At 46.0% G+C, this 15,114-nt stretch carries 11 protein-coding genes; 7 read left to right on the top strand and 4 right to left on the bottom strand.

The features are described 5' to 3' along the window. Positions 1–209: 209 nt before the first annotated feature. Positions 210–1,217: a glycosyltransferase family 9 protein gene (locus F752_RS0103945; RefSeq protein WP_017730431.1), complete on the bottom strand. Its 1,008-nt coding sequence runs from the start codon at positions 1,215–1,217 to the stop codon at positions 210–212. Continuing rightward, on the bottom strand, positions 1,214–2,926 hold the full coding sequence (gene polX / locus F752_RS0103940) for a DNA polymerase/3'-5' exonuclease PolX (protein ID WP_017730430.1): 1,713 nt from the start codon (positions 2,924–2,926) through the stop codon (positions 1,214–1,216). Before polX ends, F752_RS0103945 begins: the two co-directional genes overlap by 4 nt. A gap of 220 nt (positions 2,927–3,146) precedes the next feature. On the opposite strand from polX, the gene F752_RS0103930 reads away from it, so the two are divergent. The 3 genes from F752_RS0103930 to F752_RS0103920 all read left to right on the top strand — a co-directional run bounded on the left by F752_RS0103930 (position 3,147) and on the right by F752_RS0103920 (position 6,367). Then, the gene (locus tag F752_RS0103930; RefSeq protein WP_017730429.1) at positions 3,147–4,706 is read left to right on the top strand and encodes a hypothetical protein; all 1,560 of its coding nucleotides are present in this window, start codon (positions 3,147–3,149) and stop codon (positions 4,704–4,706) included. A 188-nt stretch (positions 4,707–4,894) separates the two neighbouring features. Further along, a complete protein-coding gene (pyrR, locus tag F752_RS0103925) occupies positions 4,895–5,437 on the top strand; it encodes a bifunctional pyr operon transcriptional regulator/uracil phosphoribosyltransferase PyrR (protein WP_026135498.1) in 543 nt (180 codons plus the stop codon). 3 nt (positions 5,438–5,440) lie between these two features. Beyond that, entirely contained in the window at positions 5,441–6,367 is a 927-nt protein-coding gene (locus F752_RS0103920; protein WP_017730427.1) for an aspartate carbamoyltransferase catalytic subunit, read from the top strand. A 334-nt stretch (positions 6,368–6,701) separates the two neighbouring features. Here the strand turns inward: F752_RS0103920 and F752_RS23400 are convergent, their stop codons facing one another. Together F752_RS23400 and F752_RS23395 are read right to left on the bottom strand one after the other, a co-directional pair. Next, positions 6,702–7,091: a hypothetical protein gene (locus tag F752_RS23400; RefSeq protein WP_017730425.1), complete on the bottom strand. Its 390-nt coding sequence runs from the start codon at positions 7,089–7,091 to the stop codon at positions 6,702–6,704. A 146-nt stretch (positions 7,092–7,237) separates the two neighbouring features. Beyond that, positions 7,238–7,603, bottom strand: a complete 366-nt coding sequence (locus F752_RS23395; protein ID WP_017730424.1) for a hypothetical protein — start codon at positions 7,601–7,603, stop codon at positions 7,238–7,240. Between the two features lie 215 nt (positions 7,604–7,818). Between F752_RS23395 and F752_RS0103895 the strand changes: the two genes are divergently transcribed. The 4 genes from F752_RS0103895 to F752_RS0103870 all read left to right on the top strand — a co-directional run bounded on the left by F752_RS0103895 (position 7,819) and on the right by F752_RS0103870 (position 15,052). Beyond that, entirely contained in the window at positions 7,819–9,192 is a 1,374-nt protein-coding gene (locus F752_RS0103895; RefSeq protein ID WP_017730423.1) for a cystathionine beta-synthase, read from the top strand. A gap of 394 nt (positions 9,193–9,586) precedes the next feature. After that, positions 9,587–11,383, top strand: a complete 1,797-nt coding sequence (locus tag F752_RS25160; RefSeq protein ID WP_152425017.1) for an ATP-binding protein — start codon at positions 9,587–9,589, stop codon at positions 11,381–11,383. After that, positions 11,376–14,129 carry a T9SS C-terminal target domain-containing protein gene (locus tag F752_RS0103875; RefSeq protein ID WP_017730420.1) on the top strand — a complete coding sequence of 918 codons (2,754 nt, stop codon included), beginning with the start codon at positions 11,376–11,378 and terminating at the stop codon, positions 14,127–14,129. The genes F752_RS25160 and F752_RS0103875 overlap by 8 nt, the downstream gene beginning before the upstream one ends. Before the next feature lie 8 nt (positions 14,130–14,137). Beyond that, the gene (locus F752_RS0103870) at positions 14,138–15,052 is read left to right on the top strand and encodes a PorP/SprF family type IX secretion system membrane protein (RefSeq protein WP_160164081.1); all 915 of its coding nucleotides are present in this window, start codon (positions 14,138–14,140) and stop codon (positions 15,050–15,052) included. Positions 15,053–15,114: the final 62 nt, after the last annotated feature.

Genomic DNA, 15,114 nt, shown 5'->3' with positions numbered 1-15,114 from the left:
GCTCTCGAGAGAGTAGGAGTGTTACTCCTTGTTGAAAAGCAGTTCCAACTAAAATTTCCGTAGTGACAGGCCCAGGTTTTGAAATGACCTTGAGCCGTCTTATGTATGCCATCAGGTAATTTGGTTGAGGGGCGGAGGAGAAATCTGTCGACACGATACCTAAGCCCGGAGCACTAACGCTGATGCTATAAACTGTTGTAACAAATCAGTTACGGAAGATAGAAGTCAAATACTATACCATTCATACACATGAAGTGTGTTTGGGGGCACTTGTTGTAGCCAATTTTGGAGCAGGGACGGCAATAGAGGCCTTTTTTCTCCAACACAGTAAAGCGGGTCTGGTAGGGATACATTCCAAATTCAGGAATTGTATTCCCCCAAATGGAAAAAATTTGTTTCTTAAAAGCGGCTGCAATATGCATTAAGCCGGTGTCGTGCGAAAAGACATAACGTGCACCTTTTACTAAAGAGGCGCTCTGGTTAAGGTTAAATTTTCCGCAGGCATTATAGATGAGTGTTTTTTTATTAAGCTCAGCCAGTCCTTCTTCATACTGCTCGCCGGATTCCCGCCGAAGAAAAAACTCTTCAATTTTATTTGCATTCTCTACATCTTCTTTGCCGCCCAGCAGCACAATGGGCTTATTGATTCTGTCGCACAGCTCAATCATGCGGTGAAGGGGCAGTCTTTTAGTATTGTGCTGGGCACCGAGGGCATAGGCTACATATTCCCCCCGGTGAGTGTCGGGGAGCCAGTCAGGTTCCACTTCATCTTTTTCGGGGATAAAATAATCAAGGCCTTTATCATCATTTTTAACACCCAGCGGAGCTACTGTATCGAGGTAGCGGTCTACGATATGGATGTTGGGGAGCCTGTTGATCTTGAAATTGACCATGAGCCACTTTTCGTAATTCAACTTATAAAAGCTGCTGGCCTTAATGCCCAGGCGAAGCTTGATAATGCGGGTACGGAGGTTATTATGCAGGTCGATGATGTAATCGAACTTTTCTTTTTTAAGCTGCCCGATGAGCTGGTCGAGCGAATCTTCGAGCAGGTGCAGGCTGTCGATGTACGGGTTGGCTTCAAGGATAGAGGCATAGCCTTTTTTTGTGGCAAAATGCAGTTCGCAATCCTCCAGCTGAGTTTTTAGGCAGCGGATAACAGGAGTGGTTAACACAATATCGCCTATGGAGGAAAATCTTAGTATCAGAACTTTCATGCTTTTTTCTCCGCTCTTTCTTTACGTTGCAGGAAATATTGCTCTACCTCTTTGGCGCTGCGGGCATTAAAGGTTTGTTCTGCTGTAAGGCCGCCTTTACGCCCTGCTAAAACGCCGTACTGCATGTGCAGGTAACCATCTTTCTCATGCGCATCGGGATTGATGCTAATTAAAACGCCCTGCTCCAGTGCATATTGCACCCAGCGCCAGTCGAGGTCGAGCCGCCAGGGATTGGCATTGATCTCGATAATCACCCCATGTTCGGCACAGGCATCAATAACGGCCCTGTGGTCGATCGGATAGCCCTCGCGCCTGAGCAGCAAGCGGCCGGTAGGATGGCCGAGAATGGTAGTATATGGGTTGGCAATGGCAGTAAGTAAGCGTTCGGTCGCCTTTTCAAGGCTCATGTTTAAATTACCGTGGATAGACGCCACAATAAAATCGAAGCGCTTCAGTATATCTTCCGGATAATCAAGAGCTCCGTCAGGAAGTATGTCAGACTCAATTCCTTTAAAGATTTTAAATGGAGCCAGCTCCTGGTTAAGCTGCTCAATTTCTTTGTGCTGCTCCAGTACCCGCTCAATTTCCAGTCCGCCGGCATAAAAGGCTGTTTTGCTATGGTCGCTAATACCGAGGTATTCATAGCCCAGGTCGCGGCAATGTTCGGCCATTTCGCGCAGGCTGTGTTTGCCGTCACTATAGGTGCTATGGTTGTGCAGAGAGCCTTTGAGGTCGCTGTTTTCCAGAAGTGTGGGCAGCTTTCCTTCCTCCGCCAGGGGGAGTTCAAAAAAGCCTTCGCGCAATTCAGGTGCTACAAAGGAAAGTTCGGCAGCCTTGTAAATCGCTTCTTCCGACTCATACTGTTTTTCCGCAGCCACTTCCAGCAGGCTTTTGCCCGATTTCAGTTTTGCCTGCAGGTGAGTAGTCGAGCCTGTTAGCTTAAGCAGCATGCAGGAGAATTGCTCCGGCGGGCAAATGTGCAGTTCAACTTTTACACCGGGTTCAGTATATAGCCCGCGCCATACGAAAGGTCCTGAGGCTGCCTTGTGTTGTTCAAGATATTCGAGTGTGTTGAGGTGATTGATTACCGCCTTTGGGTTAGAATGGGCAACCAGCAGCACCAGGTTTTCAATAATTTCGAGCCGGCGGCGGTATTCTCCTGCTATGGCTGCCGGAGCATCTTTAAAGGCCTGTTGTAATTCTTTTTCCAGCGCTTCACCATAAGATTCCAGGTCGGCATAGCGGGCTTTGCCTTTGTTAGCCTGGGTAAAGCGGAGGGAAGCCAGAATGGTTTCCTGCGTTTTAGCACCAAAACCTTTTACTTTGGCAAGGGTACCCTGTTCGCAGGCTTCTAGCAGGGCTTCAGTATCTACAATCTCCATCTCCTGCCATATCTGGCGGACTTTTTTCGGTCCCAGTCCTTTAATATCCAGCATCCGGATAACCCCTTCCGGCGTCTGCTCCACGAGCTCCCGTAGCTGTGGAAAACTTCCGGTATCGAGCATTTCGCGAATGTTGGCAGCAAGGCTTTTTCCGATGCCATTGATGGCTGCTATCTCCTCCTGTGGCATGTTTTTGAGAGGCTCATTGAGTCGCTCCAGGGTAGCCACTGCATTCTGGTAACCTCTTATTTTGAATACATTTTCGTTATGCACTTCCAGCAGGGTGGTGGTGAGGCGAAGCAAACGTATAATATCCTTATTCTCCAAAATGTCTGATTTAAGATGAAAAGACTAGCGGACGGGCTTACAAAGATACGAACTATTGCAGACTATTTGGGTTTGATAAAGTGATTTTAACCCATCTTAAAGCTGAATTATATAGCTGAATTACTTGTAAAATGCAGGTGTTTTATGTAATTTACTCTAGAAGGTTATTTTTTGCAGAAGGGCTCGAGGATAGCAGGAAAGGAACGAACATATGAGATGCTTGAATATTTTTATTTACAGTTTTGTGCTATTGCTGGGAGCCTCCATTCCCCTGCAGGCCCAGCTTGTACAACCTGAAAGGCTCGAACTGGAGCTGGAAGAATATGACCCTTACTATTCTGTTGTTTCTGCCGGCGGACAGGGCATACTGCTGTACCGCCTCAACGAAGAGGAAAGTAGGGGGAATGACCAGGTGTTTGATATTCTTCATTATGATACAGACCTGAAAGAGCGCTGGTCGACGAAGCTGGAGGTGGAAGATGCTGAATTGACAGGCCATGAGTACAAAGAAGGAAAGATGTACCTGCTCTTCAGGGAGCAGGAAAATCAGGCCGATAATTATCAGGTATACAGTGTGGATGTGGAGAGTGGTAAAATATCGGGCTATACGATCGATAATGCTATACCTGTAGAGCTAACCGAATTTACAACGGTAGATGGTGTAGTACTTCTGGGTGGCTATGTAAATTTCCGCCCCACTATTATTTATTTCGATCTTGAAAATGACAAGTACAGGGTGCTGCCGGGCTTTTACATGAATAAAAGTGATTTGCTGGAAATTCAGACTGATGAAGTCACTAACACCTTCACCGTTTTGTATACCGAAAAAGCAGGGAAACGACAGCAAACCATTAGCTCTAAAACCTTTGGCAGGAACGGCGAACTGCTGTTCGAGTACAGCCTGAAGCCCGAAAAAGGGAAGAGCCTGCAGTTTGGCCGTACTACCTCCATTGGCCCCGAGGCCCTGTATGTGGCCGGTACTTATTCTCATGGAAATTCGAAATACAGCCGTGGTATATTTATTGCCAAGCAGCATGCTAATGGTAAGCAGGAAATCAATTATTACAATTATGGCGACCTCGATAACTTTTTCAATTATATGAGAGCCGGCCGGGAGAAGCGGGTAAGGAAGCGGATTGAGCGGAGAAAGATTCAGGGTAAGAAAGTGAAGCTGAATTATCGTTTGCTGGTCCATAATATCATCGAGAAGGATAGTATGAATATTTTAGTAGGGGAAGCTTTTTATCCTAAATTTCACAACGGCTCATCCTTCTCTTTCTATAATACCAGTCGGAATCGCTCTGGTATAGACAAAGGAAACCTCGAAGGTTACCGGTATACCCATGCAGTGCTTATTGGTTTCGATGATAAGGGAGAGCTGCTGTGGGATAATAGTTTTGAAATAAAGGATGTTTTAAGCCCTACTCTGGAAAAGTTTGTTCATGTGCTGCCGCAGGATACCTCCACTGCCTTACTTTATATGTTTGAAAATGTGCTTCGCTCCAAAATAATCAGGCAGGGGGAAGTGTTGGAAGGGAAAAACAAAGAAGATATTGTTACCCTTTACGAAGGGGATGAGGTAAAGCATAATGAGTACAACGTAGGAGGACTGGAAGAGTGGTACGGGCCCTACTTCTTTGCCTATGGCGTTCAGCGGATAAAGAACTCCGCCAACTCTTCCGTTGATGCTAACCGAAAAGTTTTCTATATCAATAAAATCAGTTACGAACCACAGCAGAAAGCTCCCGGAGCAGCAAGGGTTGAGGTGGAGGATGAGTAAAGCAAAAGGTGGGCTGGGCAGAATCAGCTGAGGGATAAGCTGCTCCAGAATAAGAGAGACCATAAGAGTTATCTTCACAGGTAGGGTGATAATTCAGTTCAATCTTTTTATCCCTGCCTTATTTTTTTACCTATATTTGTCCGGTGTCATTGTGGCTTTTAGCCTGCAGCGCTTAACCTACGGCTTTTATGCAAAAACGACTGATATTGGACGGCTCTCTGCTGGACGTTACCATCCGGAGGCTGGGGCAGCAGTTAATTGAAAATCATCAGCAATTCGGGCAGACTGTTATACTGGGGCTGCAGCCAAGGGGCGTGCACCTGGCGAACAGAATTCACCGCTACCTTGAGGAGCAGACCGGAGTGCAGATACCGCTTGGACAGCTCGATTCCACCTTTTACCGCGACGACTTCCGCCGGCGCGAAAGCCCCATCAGGGCCAACAGCACCAATGTTCCTTTCATCATCGAAGATAAGCGCGTAATCCTGATCGATGACGTGTTATATACTGCCCGTTCCGTAAGGGCCGCCCTCGATGCCATGATTGCCTTTGGCCGTCCACGCTCCGTAGAGTTACTGGTGCTGATTAACCGGCGGTACAGCCGCGATTTGCCCATAGAACCCACCTATATCGGGCGCAGTGTCAATACCCTGCACAGCCAGCGGGTGCTGGTAGAGTGGCAGGAACAGGGGGCGGAAAAAGATCAAATCTGGCTAATTGAAAAAGCTTAATCCATGCAGCAGCAACTGAGTGTAAAGCACCTATTAGGGATTAAAAATATAAGTTCCGAAGATATACGACTGATCTTCGATACGGCCGATAATTTTAAGGAGGTTATCAATCGCCCCATTAAAAAGGTGCCTTCGCTTCGCGATATTACCATTGCCAATGTTTTCTTCGAAAACTCTACCCGCACCCGGCTTAGCTTTGAGCTGGCCGAGAAGCGACTGTCGGCCGACGTCATTAATTTTTCCTCTTCCAACAGCTCGGTAAAAAAAGGCGAAACCCTGCTCGATACGGTTAATAATATACTGGCCATGAAGGTAGATATGGTGGTAATGCGACATAGCAGCCCCGGAGCACCTCATTTTCTTTCCAGGCATATTAAAGCCAATATTGTCAATGCCGGCGATGGCACTCACGAGCACCCTACTCAGGCCCTGCTCGATACTTTCTCTATTCGGGAAAAGCTGGGAGAGGTTGAGGGAAAAAAGGTCGTTATCATTGGCGATATCCTGCACTCGCGGGTGGCCCTGTCGAATATTTTCGCGCTGCAAAAGCTGGGTGCAGAGGTAATGGTATGTGGTCCTAATACCCTCCTGCCAAAATATGTACGGGAGCTGGGGGTAAAGGTAGAACTGGACGTAGATAAGGCCCTGCAGTGGTGCGATGTTGCCAACGTGCTCAGGATTCAGCTTGAGCGCCAGCAGATGAAGTTCTTTCCTTCGCTGCGGGAGTACTCCCTCTACTATGGAATTAATAAAGCGCGGCTGCAAAAGCTCGATAAACAGATTGTAGTAATGCACCCCGGACCCATTAACCGGGGGGTGGAGCTGAGCTCCGATGTGGCCGATGCCGATAATGCTATTATCCTCGACCAGGTAGAAAATGGAGTGGCCGTAAGAATGGCCGTGCTGTACCTGCTGGCAGCCAATAAATAAGCGTATTATTTTAGAATATAAAGGAAAGGGCTTATGATGTATAAGCCCTTTCCTTTTTTGGAGAGAATATCAGTTTCTGCTCCCTTAGTTCTCTGCTTTTGGAGCCGCCTGATCGGTGGTGGTATTGTTCATTTTCAGCTCTTCTTCCTTCATTTCCATCTTCCACATATGGATATCCAGCTCTTTCATAAGGTACATAGTTTCCGCCTCATGCTCTACCTGCTCAGTTATATCGAAACGAATGCCGATGTACTTTTCCGGCTTTCCATTTTCAAATAGAAAAGCCAGCGCAATGGCTGGCTTTATGAGCTATTTATAAACACTTTTGTATTTATTAGCGGTCGCTGATGTCCTTATCGGTGTGTTCTCCTTTGCGGTGAATGCTATCTATTTTCTTAATGAAATCATGTACTTCGGTATCTGCATTGGCTCCTCCGTATGCGCTTGAAACGTATCCTTTGTCTCCGTTTTCGCTTTCAATAGCATATAATATGCCCATATATTCCGGATCGCTGGTGCCTTCGAATCGAAATTCATCGGCCAGGCGAAGAGATTCGGTTTTGTAGGTTTTGTCGGTGCCCATTTCTTTGAGCTGGCCATCCTTAACCATAAACTCTTTTGTGTACCCTCTGTCCTTGATGTCCTCTATAACAGCGGTCATAGGGGTGAGGGCATTTCTTTCTTTATTTGTATTATCGTTATCTAATTTTTTATTTGTGTCCATGACTCTAATATTTTTATAATCTTAAATTCTGTTTTAATAAGGAAGATACCGGGTGCTAGTAAAGCAGGAAGAAAGGCTAAAGGTTTACAGCCGGCCCCTCGCCTTTGAAAAGTATATTGCCTGTCGGAACAACAGTTTCTCTGCTCTTATTTATTGTCAGAAATATCTTTCCGGGCTTTGGAATTATTGCTCTTCTCAATAGCCTTAATAAAATCATTAACATCAGTATCAGCATAAGGGCCGTAGGCGTTGGAGATGTAGCCCTTTTCCCCTTTTTGTTTATCCTCGATTACATACAGCACATCCATTTTTCCAGGGTCGGTAGTTCCTTCAAAACGGTAAACGTCTGAAATCCGCAAATCATCAGGCTTATAGGACCGGGTTTCTTCCATATCCAGGAGAGCGCCGTCCCGAAGTTTAAATTCCAGCTTAACTCCCTTTTCTTTCAGGTCTTTTATAACCTCCGACATAGGGGTAAGAAAATGCTTCCCTTCATAATAAGAATCTTCCATAATTCATTTTCGTTTATACTATATAGATACGGCCATTTTAGCAGGATGTTTTCGTTGCTGAAAATGCTTTGTAAAATTGGAAACCACTTTAAGTAAGGCGATGTTTAGAGGTTATAAGGATTGGAGAGGGCGGTTATTGATAAAATGACAGAGGCATCCTTCCGATATAAAATTATCTTGCTAATTTTGCATGTATCTACACAAAAATTTTTGAAATGTATTACAATTCCATTATAGAAACCATTGGCAATACCCCTCTGGTAAAGCTCAACAGCGTAACCAAAGGCATAAAAGGTACTGTGCTGGCAAAAGTCGAATATTTTAATCCCGGTAACTCCATGAAGGACCGCATGGCGCTTAAAATGGTTGAAGATGCCGAGAAAGCAGGTATTTTAAAACCGGGAGGTACCATCATTGAAGGGACATCGGGCAATACCGGTATGGGACTTGCGCTTGCGGCCATTGCCAAAGGCTATAAATGTATTTTTACCCTTTCCGATAAGCAGTCGCAGGAAAAAATTAATATTTTGCGGGCGATGGGTGCCGAGGTAATTGTATGCCCGACCAACGTTTCTCCGGAGGATCCGCGCTCTTATTACTCCGTTGCCCGTAAGCTGAACAAGGAAATCGAAAATTCTTTTTATCCGAACCAGTACGATAACCTCTCCAATGCTCAGGCGCATTACGAGACCACCGGCCCTGAAATCTGGGAGCAGACGGAAGGAAAAATAACCCATTATGCCGCTGGTGTAGGTACAGGTGGTTCCATGTGTGGTGCGGCAAAATACCTGAAGGAGCAAAACGCTGCCATTGTAACCGTAGGAATTGATACCTATGGTTCTGTATTTAAAAAGTATAAGGAAACCGGTATTTTCGACGAAAAAGAAATTTACCCTTACTTAACTGAAGGGATAGGCGAAGATATTCTGCCCAAGAACGTCGACTTTAGTGTAATTGACCACTTTGTAAAAGTAACCGATAAGGATGGTGCCATTATGACCCGACGCCTTGCCCGCGAAGAAGGGTTGTTTGTAGGCTGGTCTTGCGGCTCGGCCGTACAGGGCGCGCTGGAATGGGCAAAAGAAAATCTGAAGGAGGAAGACACCATGGTGATTATTCTCCCCGACCATGGAACCCGTTACTTAAATAAGGTTTATAACGATGACTGGATGCGTGACCACGGTTTTGAGGAAAGCCGTGAGTTTGCTACTGCCGGTGATATTGTTAAAAACCAGAACGGGAATGGTAAGCTCATTACTATTTCGCAGGAAGCAAATGTAGGAGAGGCTATTCGCCTGATGAATACAAGAGGTATTTCTCAGCTTCCGGTAAATGACGGAAAAGAATTTGTAGGAAGCCTTACCGACAGCAAAATTCTTTCGAAGCTGATTGAAGAGCCCGCTCTGCGCGATAAAAAAGTAGCCGAAGTAATGGATCCGCCCTTCCAGTTTGTATCTATTCATAACACGCTCGATGTGCTGTCTTCCGTGCTAAAGAATAAGAATCAGGCCGTAATGGTGCGCGATGAGGAAAATGAGCCTCATATTATTACGCAGCATGACATTTTAATGGCAATGATGAATAATTAAGAAGCTGTTATATCCGGTAATACTTGAAAGCCCTGTATGATTGCAGGGCTTTTTTCTGTTTATGCTGTAATATGCGAGGAGTAATTTTTCTATTTTTATTACAGGCATTAAAATAATTTTTACTGCCCGGATGGTTACCTTTCATTGACTCCGGACATATATACTTCTACTGGCATCTGTTACTGTTTGCTGCCTTACCCTTACCGTTAGGCTTATTTTTTGCTTTCTTCTCTGTTTCTGCTGCTCTTTCTGCCTTTTGCTGAAGCTGGCGCGAAAGGCACTTTTAGATGAAAAAGAATAGAAAGATGTTAAAAAATAAACTTTACTTACGCCCCATTTTTTGTTCCAAATCTAACAAAAGAAACATTGATTTTAATTTTTTTTATATTGTGATGTGAAAAGGTTAATTCTCTATACTACAATTTATTGTTTAGCCATGCTTTTGGTGCTGCCGGTAAAAGGGCAGACCCAGACTGGAATTACAGTAAAGGTTTTCGACCAGGATGGGAAGCCTTTGGCTGGTGAAGCCGTTTCTGTGTTAAACAGTGACTATTACCAGACCAATGCAGAAGGAGAGTTTACACTACAGGAGGAACGACTCCCACAGCCGGTTCGTGCGGAGTTCCGAAATGATAAACTGGAGATTGAAGAGATAGCTTATTTTGAGGAGGAGGGACGGCTGGAGGTAAAAGCCAGGCGAATATTTGGTCCTACAGATCTCCTCTATATTAGTTTTACGTTCAGCCAGGACAATGAGGAGGTGAAAGAAAATCTTCAGTTCCGCTACCAGGGCGCGCTCTACGAAACCAGTGCAAAAGGAAAAATTTCCTTTTCTCCACCCCTACGGTATACCGATACCGACCTTGTGGTAAAAGGCTATGAGGTAGAGAATAAGCATTTCGATCCTCTTACGCATCATCTTAAGCTAGGTATAAAAACTCTTCCTGCAGCTGTTCCTTTTGCAGCAGATACCATTATGCTCACTTACGAAGCAGATTTCGAGCGAATTACCCGCGAAATGGAAAAAGAGCGGGTGTTGTATGAGGAAAAGAATGAAGAAATTCAGGAAGAAATTCTCAAAATCAGGGATAATCTTGTTCATGAGGAGCAGATAAGCGACGAGCAGCGAAAAGAGCTGAAGCGTTACCTGGGGAACATGGAGAAGGTGCTGCAGGAGAATAGCGAGGTGATCAAAAAGTCGGAGGAAAGAACCAAAGAAGCCATTGCAAAGCTCCGCATGATCATCCTGGAAAAAGACTCTCTCAACCTTGTAGCCCAGGGCAGAATTATCCAGATGCAGGAAGAGCAGGCCGCTACCAAAGAGAGTTACCAGCGGCGCATCGCCATTTTCTCATCCATTATTGTTGCGCTCATAGTAGTTGCCCTTACCATTTACTTCTTTGCTGCTAAACTGCGGCGGCAAAAACAATGGCTCAAGGAAGTAAATAAGCGCCTGAAAGCCATGCAACACGAGCTTACCGGTAGTTTAAGAGAACTAAACCTCCGGAAGGCACAGATAGAAGAGCATAATAACGAGCTGGAGCTGTTTGTGTATAAAGCCTCCCACGACATAAAGGGGCCATTACGCTCGATTATTGGCCTTACCCAGATAGGAATACAGGATGTAAAAGATGCTGCCGCCCAGGAGTATTTCGGGCACATCCACAAGAGTACTCAAAGGCTTGACAACTTACTGGCTGACCTTTTACGCCTTACCAAAGCCAAGCAGGCAGAGGTAGAGAAACAGGTATTAAATTTACCGGTTATGGTCAGCGAGATTATCCACAGCTTTAAAAATATTCGCTATTTCGAAAAAGTACGAATAGAGGTAGATATCCAGGAAGGTATTCATTTCGAGAGCGATGAAAAAATGATGTATTCCGTTATCCAGAATTTCGTGGAAAACGGCATTAAATATTGCGACCCTGATAAGGAAGACCCTTTCCTGCATATAACTGTTCAGCAGGAAGAAGGAAAAACAACTTTCCTGTTCCGGGATAACGGCTTAGGCGTAGAGGCAGAACACCTGCCTAAGATTTTTGATATGTTCTATAAAATCAACCCTAATTCAGATGGAACTGGTTTAGGCTTGCATATAGTGAAGGTGACAATAGAGAAGTTGGGCGGAACCATAAAAGTGAATAGCCGAAGTGGTAGCGGTTCTTTATTTACCCTTACATTCTATGATTAAAGGTCGGTATCGCTTACATAATCTTTATCGGCTGTGGGTTATTCCCCTGCTCATGTGCCTCGCTGCTAACCTGCAGGCACAGAGCGGACCTTACCTCTCACGAGATAACCATAGCGGTTTGACTCACCAGCCCTCTAGCTGGGATGGCCCTATGCCTGTCGGTAATATTACAAATCTCACCGACACCAAAGTTACCGTTAGAGGCTACCTCATCCATGGCTCAGAGATAAGTCCTTCCAATGCTTCCTTTAGTGGAACAGGGTCTATGCTTGTAGTGGAAGATACCCTCCGCATCCATGGCGATTTAAGCATTCTTAATGGCGCAGGTCTTCATATTAAACAGGGAGGTGTATTAATTGTCCACGGTAACTACCTGCAGAAGGATGGTGTAACCTTTTATAATGAGGGTACCGCAGTATTCATTGGTAGCTGGAAGTGGGCCGGAACAGGAAGTTATAACAATGCTGGAGTAATTTACAGCCAGGGTTCTGTTTCCGGTGGTGTAGGTCACAAGAGTATGACGGATTTGTGGGAAGAAAACCCATCTCTCTATCACTTCGTAGGCCTAAAAGTTCTTAAGGAAGACTGTATAGGCACCAGCGGAAGCTTGACGGTAAGTGGTGAATATAGCCGTGTGGTACGCTGGGAGTCCAGTATCGATTTCTTTAAATCTGATATTACTACAATCAGTTCGCGGGAAAGCACTTATTCCTATTCCAACCTGCAGGAAACTACGAGCTTTCGGGTGTATCTCGAAACTTCTCCGGGGCAGTATGGATATTCTTCCGGTGCCACTATTGTGGTGCTGGAGGCTTCTCAAGGAGGTGCTATTAGCGGACCTACTGCGGCTATGTGTGGCTCTGTAAACAGTGGCACACTTTCACTCAATAATTTTATCGGCTCCGTTCTACGCTGGGAGAGCTCTGCCGATGGTTTTGCCACGGCTGCTACAGTGGCAACAGGAGGGGAGAGCTACAGCTTTGGTAACTTAAGCCAGACCACGAGCTTTCGGGCCATCGTAAAGAATGGCAGCTGTGGAGAGGCTTCATCCACCATATTTACCGTAGAGGTGAGCCCGGAGAGCAAGGGAGGGGAATTGAGCGGCAGTACTTCAGTTTGTGCCGGGGAGAATAGCGGCAGCCTCCTTTTGAGTGGCTATACCGGTGCTGTTCTGCGCTGGGAAAGCTCTACTGATGGAGGAGCAACTTTTCAGCCGATTGATTTTACCGGAGCAGAATATTTCTACGAGAACCTCAGCACCACCACCTCTTTTCGTGCAGTAGTACAAAGCGGCTCCTGTGCAGTGGCTTATTCTACAGTGGCCAGTATTGCAGTAAGTACAGTTGCCGGCGGAGCGCTTAGCGGAGGCCAGGCAGTCTGTGCCGGGGAGAATAGCGGCACCCTCAGCCTGAGTGGGTATGCAGGAGAGATACTCCGCTGGGAGCGTTCTGTCGATGGTTTTGCAACTACTGAGAATATTGCCCATACTGCAGATAGCTTTGTTTTCGGGAACCTGAACCAAACCACCCGCTACAGAGCAGTAATAGGAGGTACAGCCTGTGCACCTGTTTATTCCACAGTGGCAGAAGTGGTAGTGGAAGAGCAGGTGATAGCCGGAGAAATTACCACCTCGGCATCTTCTGTTTGCGCAGGTAGTAATGAAGGAAGCCTGACCTTAAATGGCTACAGCGGCCAAATCCTCCGATGGGAAAGCTCCACAGATGGATTTGCCACCCAGATAGATATTATCAACTATCAGCAGGCAGTCTATACCTATCAGAACTTGCCTGCCACCACCAGCTTTAGGGCTGTAGTAGGTAACGAAAGTTGTGGTGAGTTCTACTCTGCTTCAGCGACTATAGAAGTAAAAGCCCCGGCGGTAGGCGGTACCCTTGCAGGAGCCAAACGAGTGAAAGCAGGTGAAAATACAGGCACCCTTCACCTGGAAGATTACTTCGGTACCATTGTACAATGGGAGTGGTCAGCCGATGCTTTTGCTACAGATGTGCAGGTACTGAATCATACTGGTACGACTTACACCTTTGAAAATCTTAAGCAGGACACCTGGTTCAGGGTGCTGGTGCAGCAGGGTGACTGTAGTCCAGTTTATTCTGCACCGGCAAAGATGTGGATGAACCAGGCGCCGATGGCAATGGCTGATACCTTCTATGTAGAACCTGCCTCCAAATTCACCAGCAGCATAAGTCTTTTGCAGAACGACTACGATCCCGATGGCGATCCTCTTGTAATCACAGCAGGACAGCACCTTTCAACAACAGAAGGAAACAGGCTTGATATCCAGCTGGATGGCAACATTTATTTTGAACCATCATCCTCCTTCCGGGGAACCGACACCTATCAATACCGGATTTGCGATGATGCAGGGGAAGCTTCTCAGTGTAGCTTTGGAACACTTGTGCTGGTAGTGAAAGATAAACCGGTAACAGGCGAAAGGAAAGTTATTGTTTATGATGGGTTTTCTCCTAATGGAGATGGCAAAAACGAAAGCTGGATTATTGAGCATATCGAACAGTATGAAGATAATTTCGTGCAGGTGTTCGACCGCTATGGAGTGCTGGTATTTGAAGCAGTAGGTTATAACAATCATCAGAAAGTTTTTGAAGGCTACAGCAATAAGGGAGCTATTGGAGGAGGAAGTCTTCTGCCGGAAGCTACCTATTTCTACCGTATTGTACTTGACCGTGAGCAGCCGGTCATAACAGGTTATTTTATTTTAAACAGATAAGAAGTTTCGTGAAGAGGTTATTGTGCATTGTTTTCTGCTTATACTGTTGCGCCTTGTCCGCTTATGGACAGCAACCTTTCTTTTTCTCCCAATACATTTACGATGTCACTTCCCTTAACCCTGCTTATGCCGGAAGCCAGGAGGCCTTGAGCCTTACAGCCCAATACAGGCTCCAGTGGCAGGGGGTGGAAGGGGCGCCTGCTTTTCAGAGTTTCTCTGCCCACGCACCTGTAGCCAGCCAGAATATTGGCCTCGGTCTTCGCCTCACAAACGATCAGATTGGCGGGTACAGCCAGCAAACCATCAGCCCCATTTTTGCCTATCGGATTCGCCTGTCAGGCAAAAGGTTTATTGCTGCAGGATTACAGGCAGGCCTTAACAGACAAAAAGTAATTTATGATAAGCTGCACCTCCGCGACCCAGACGATCCTGCCTTCGAAAGTCTGCCTGCCGTATATACAGCCTCCTTTGGCACAGGAGTTTTTTATGGATCCAGGCATTTCTATGCCGGCTTTTCTGTGCCTGACCTTTTCCCGGAAATGAGTTCCCGGCTGCAAAAGGGTGCCCACCGGTCTTCTGTACGCACCTATATTGGTCAGGCAGGCTGGGTGCTTGATGTTCATCCTGAAATAAAAATCAAGCCTAACTTCATGGTGGCAGTACCTGAGCAGGGAAGTATTTATGCCGATATAAATGCCCTTATGCTCCTGCGGGATGTGTTATGGATGGGAGCCTCCTACAGGTTTCGGCAGGGTGTTGCCCTTTTAACCCAGTTACAGTTAAATCCGCAGCTGGCAGTTGGGTACAGCTACGACCTGCCCCTTAAATCAGGGATTTACTGTGGAGCACCGTCTCATGAGCTTTCTGTCCAGTACCGGTTTTATTTTGTAAGAACAGGGATTCCTTCGCCTCGCTACTTTTAAAGATGAAAGGAAGAACGCGAACCATATGGAGCCGTCTGGGGTGCATATTTTTTATGTGCCTG

This window comes from Nafulsella turpanensis ZLM-10 (assembly GCF_000346615.1).
In the GTDB taxonomy this organism is placed as follows: domain Bacteria; phylum Bacteroidota; class Bacteroidia; order Cytophagales; family Cyclobacteriaceae; genus Nafulsella; species Nafulsella turpanensis.
This window is presented reverse-complemented; position numbering and strand designations above follow the sequence as displayed.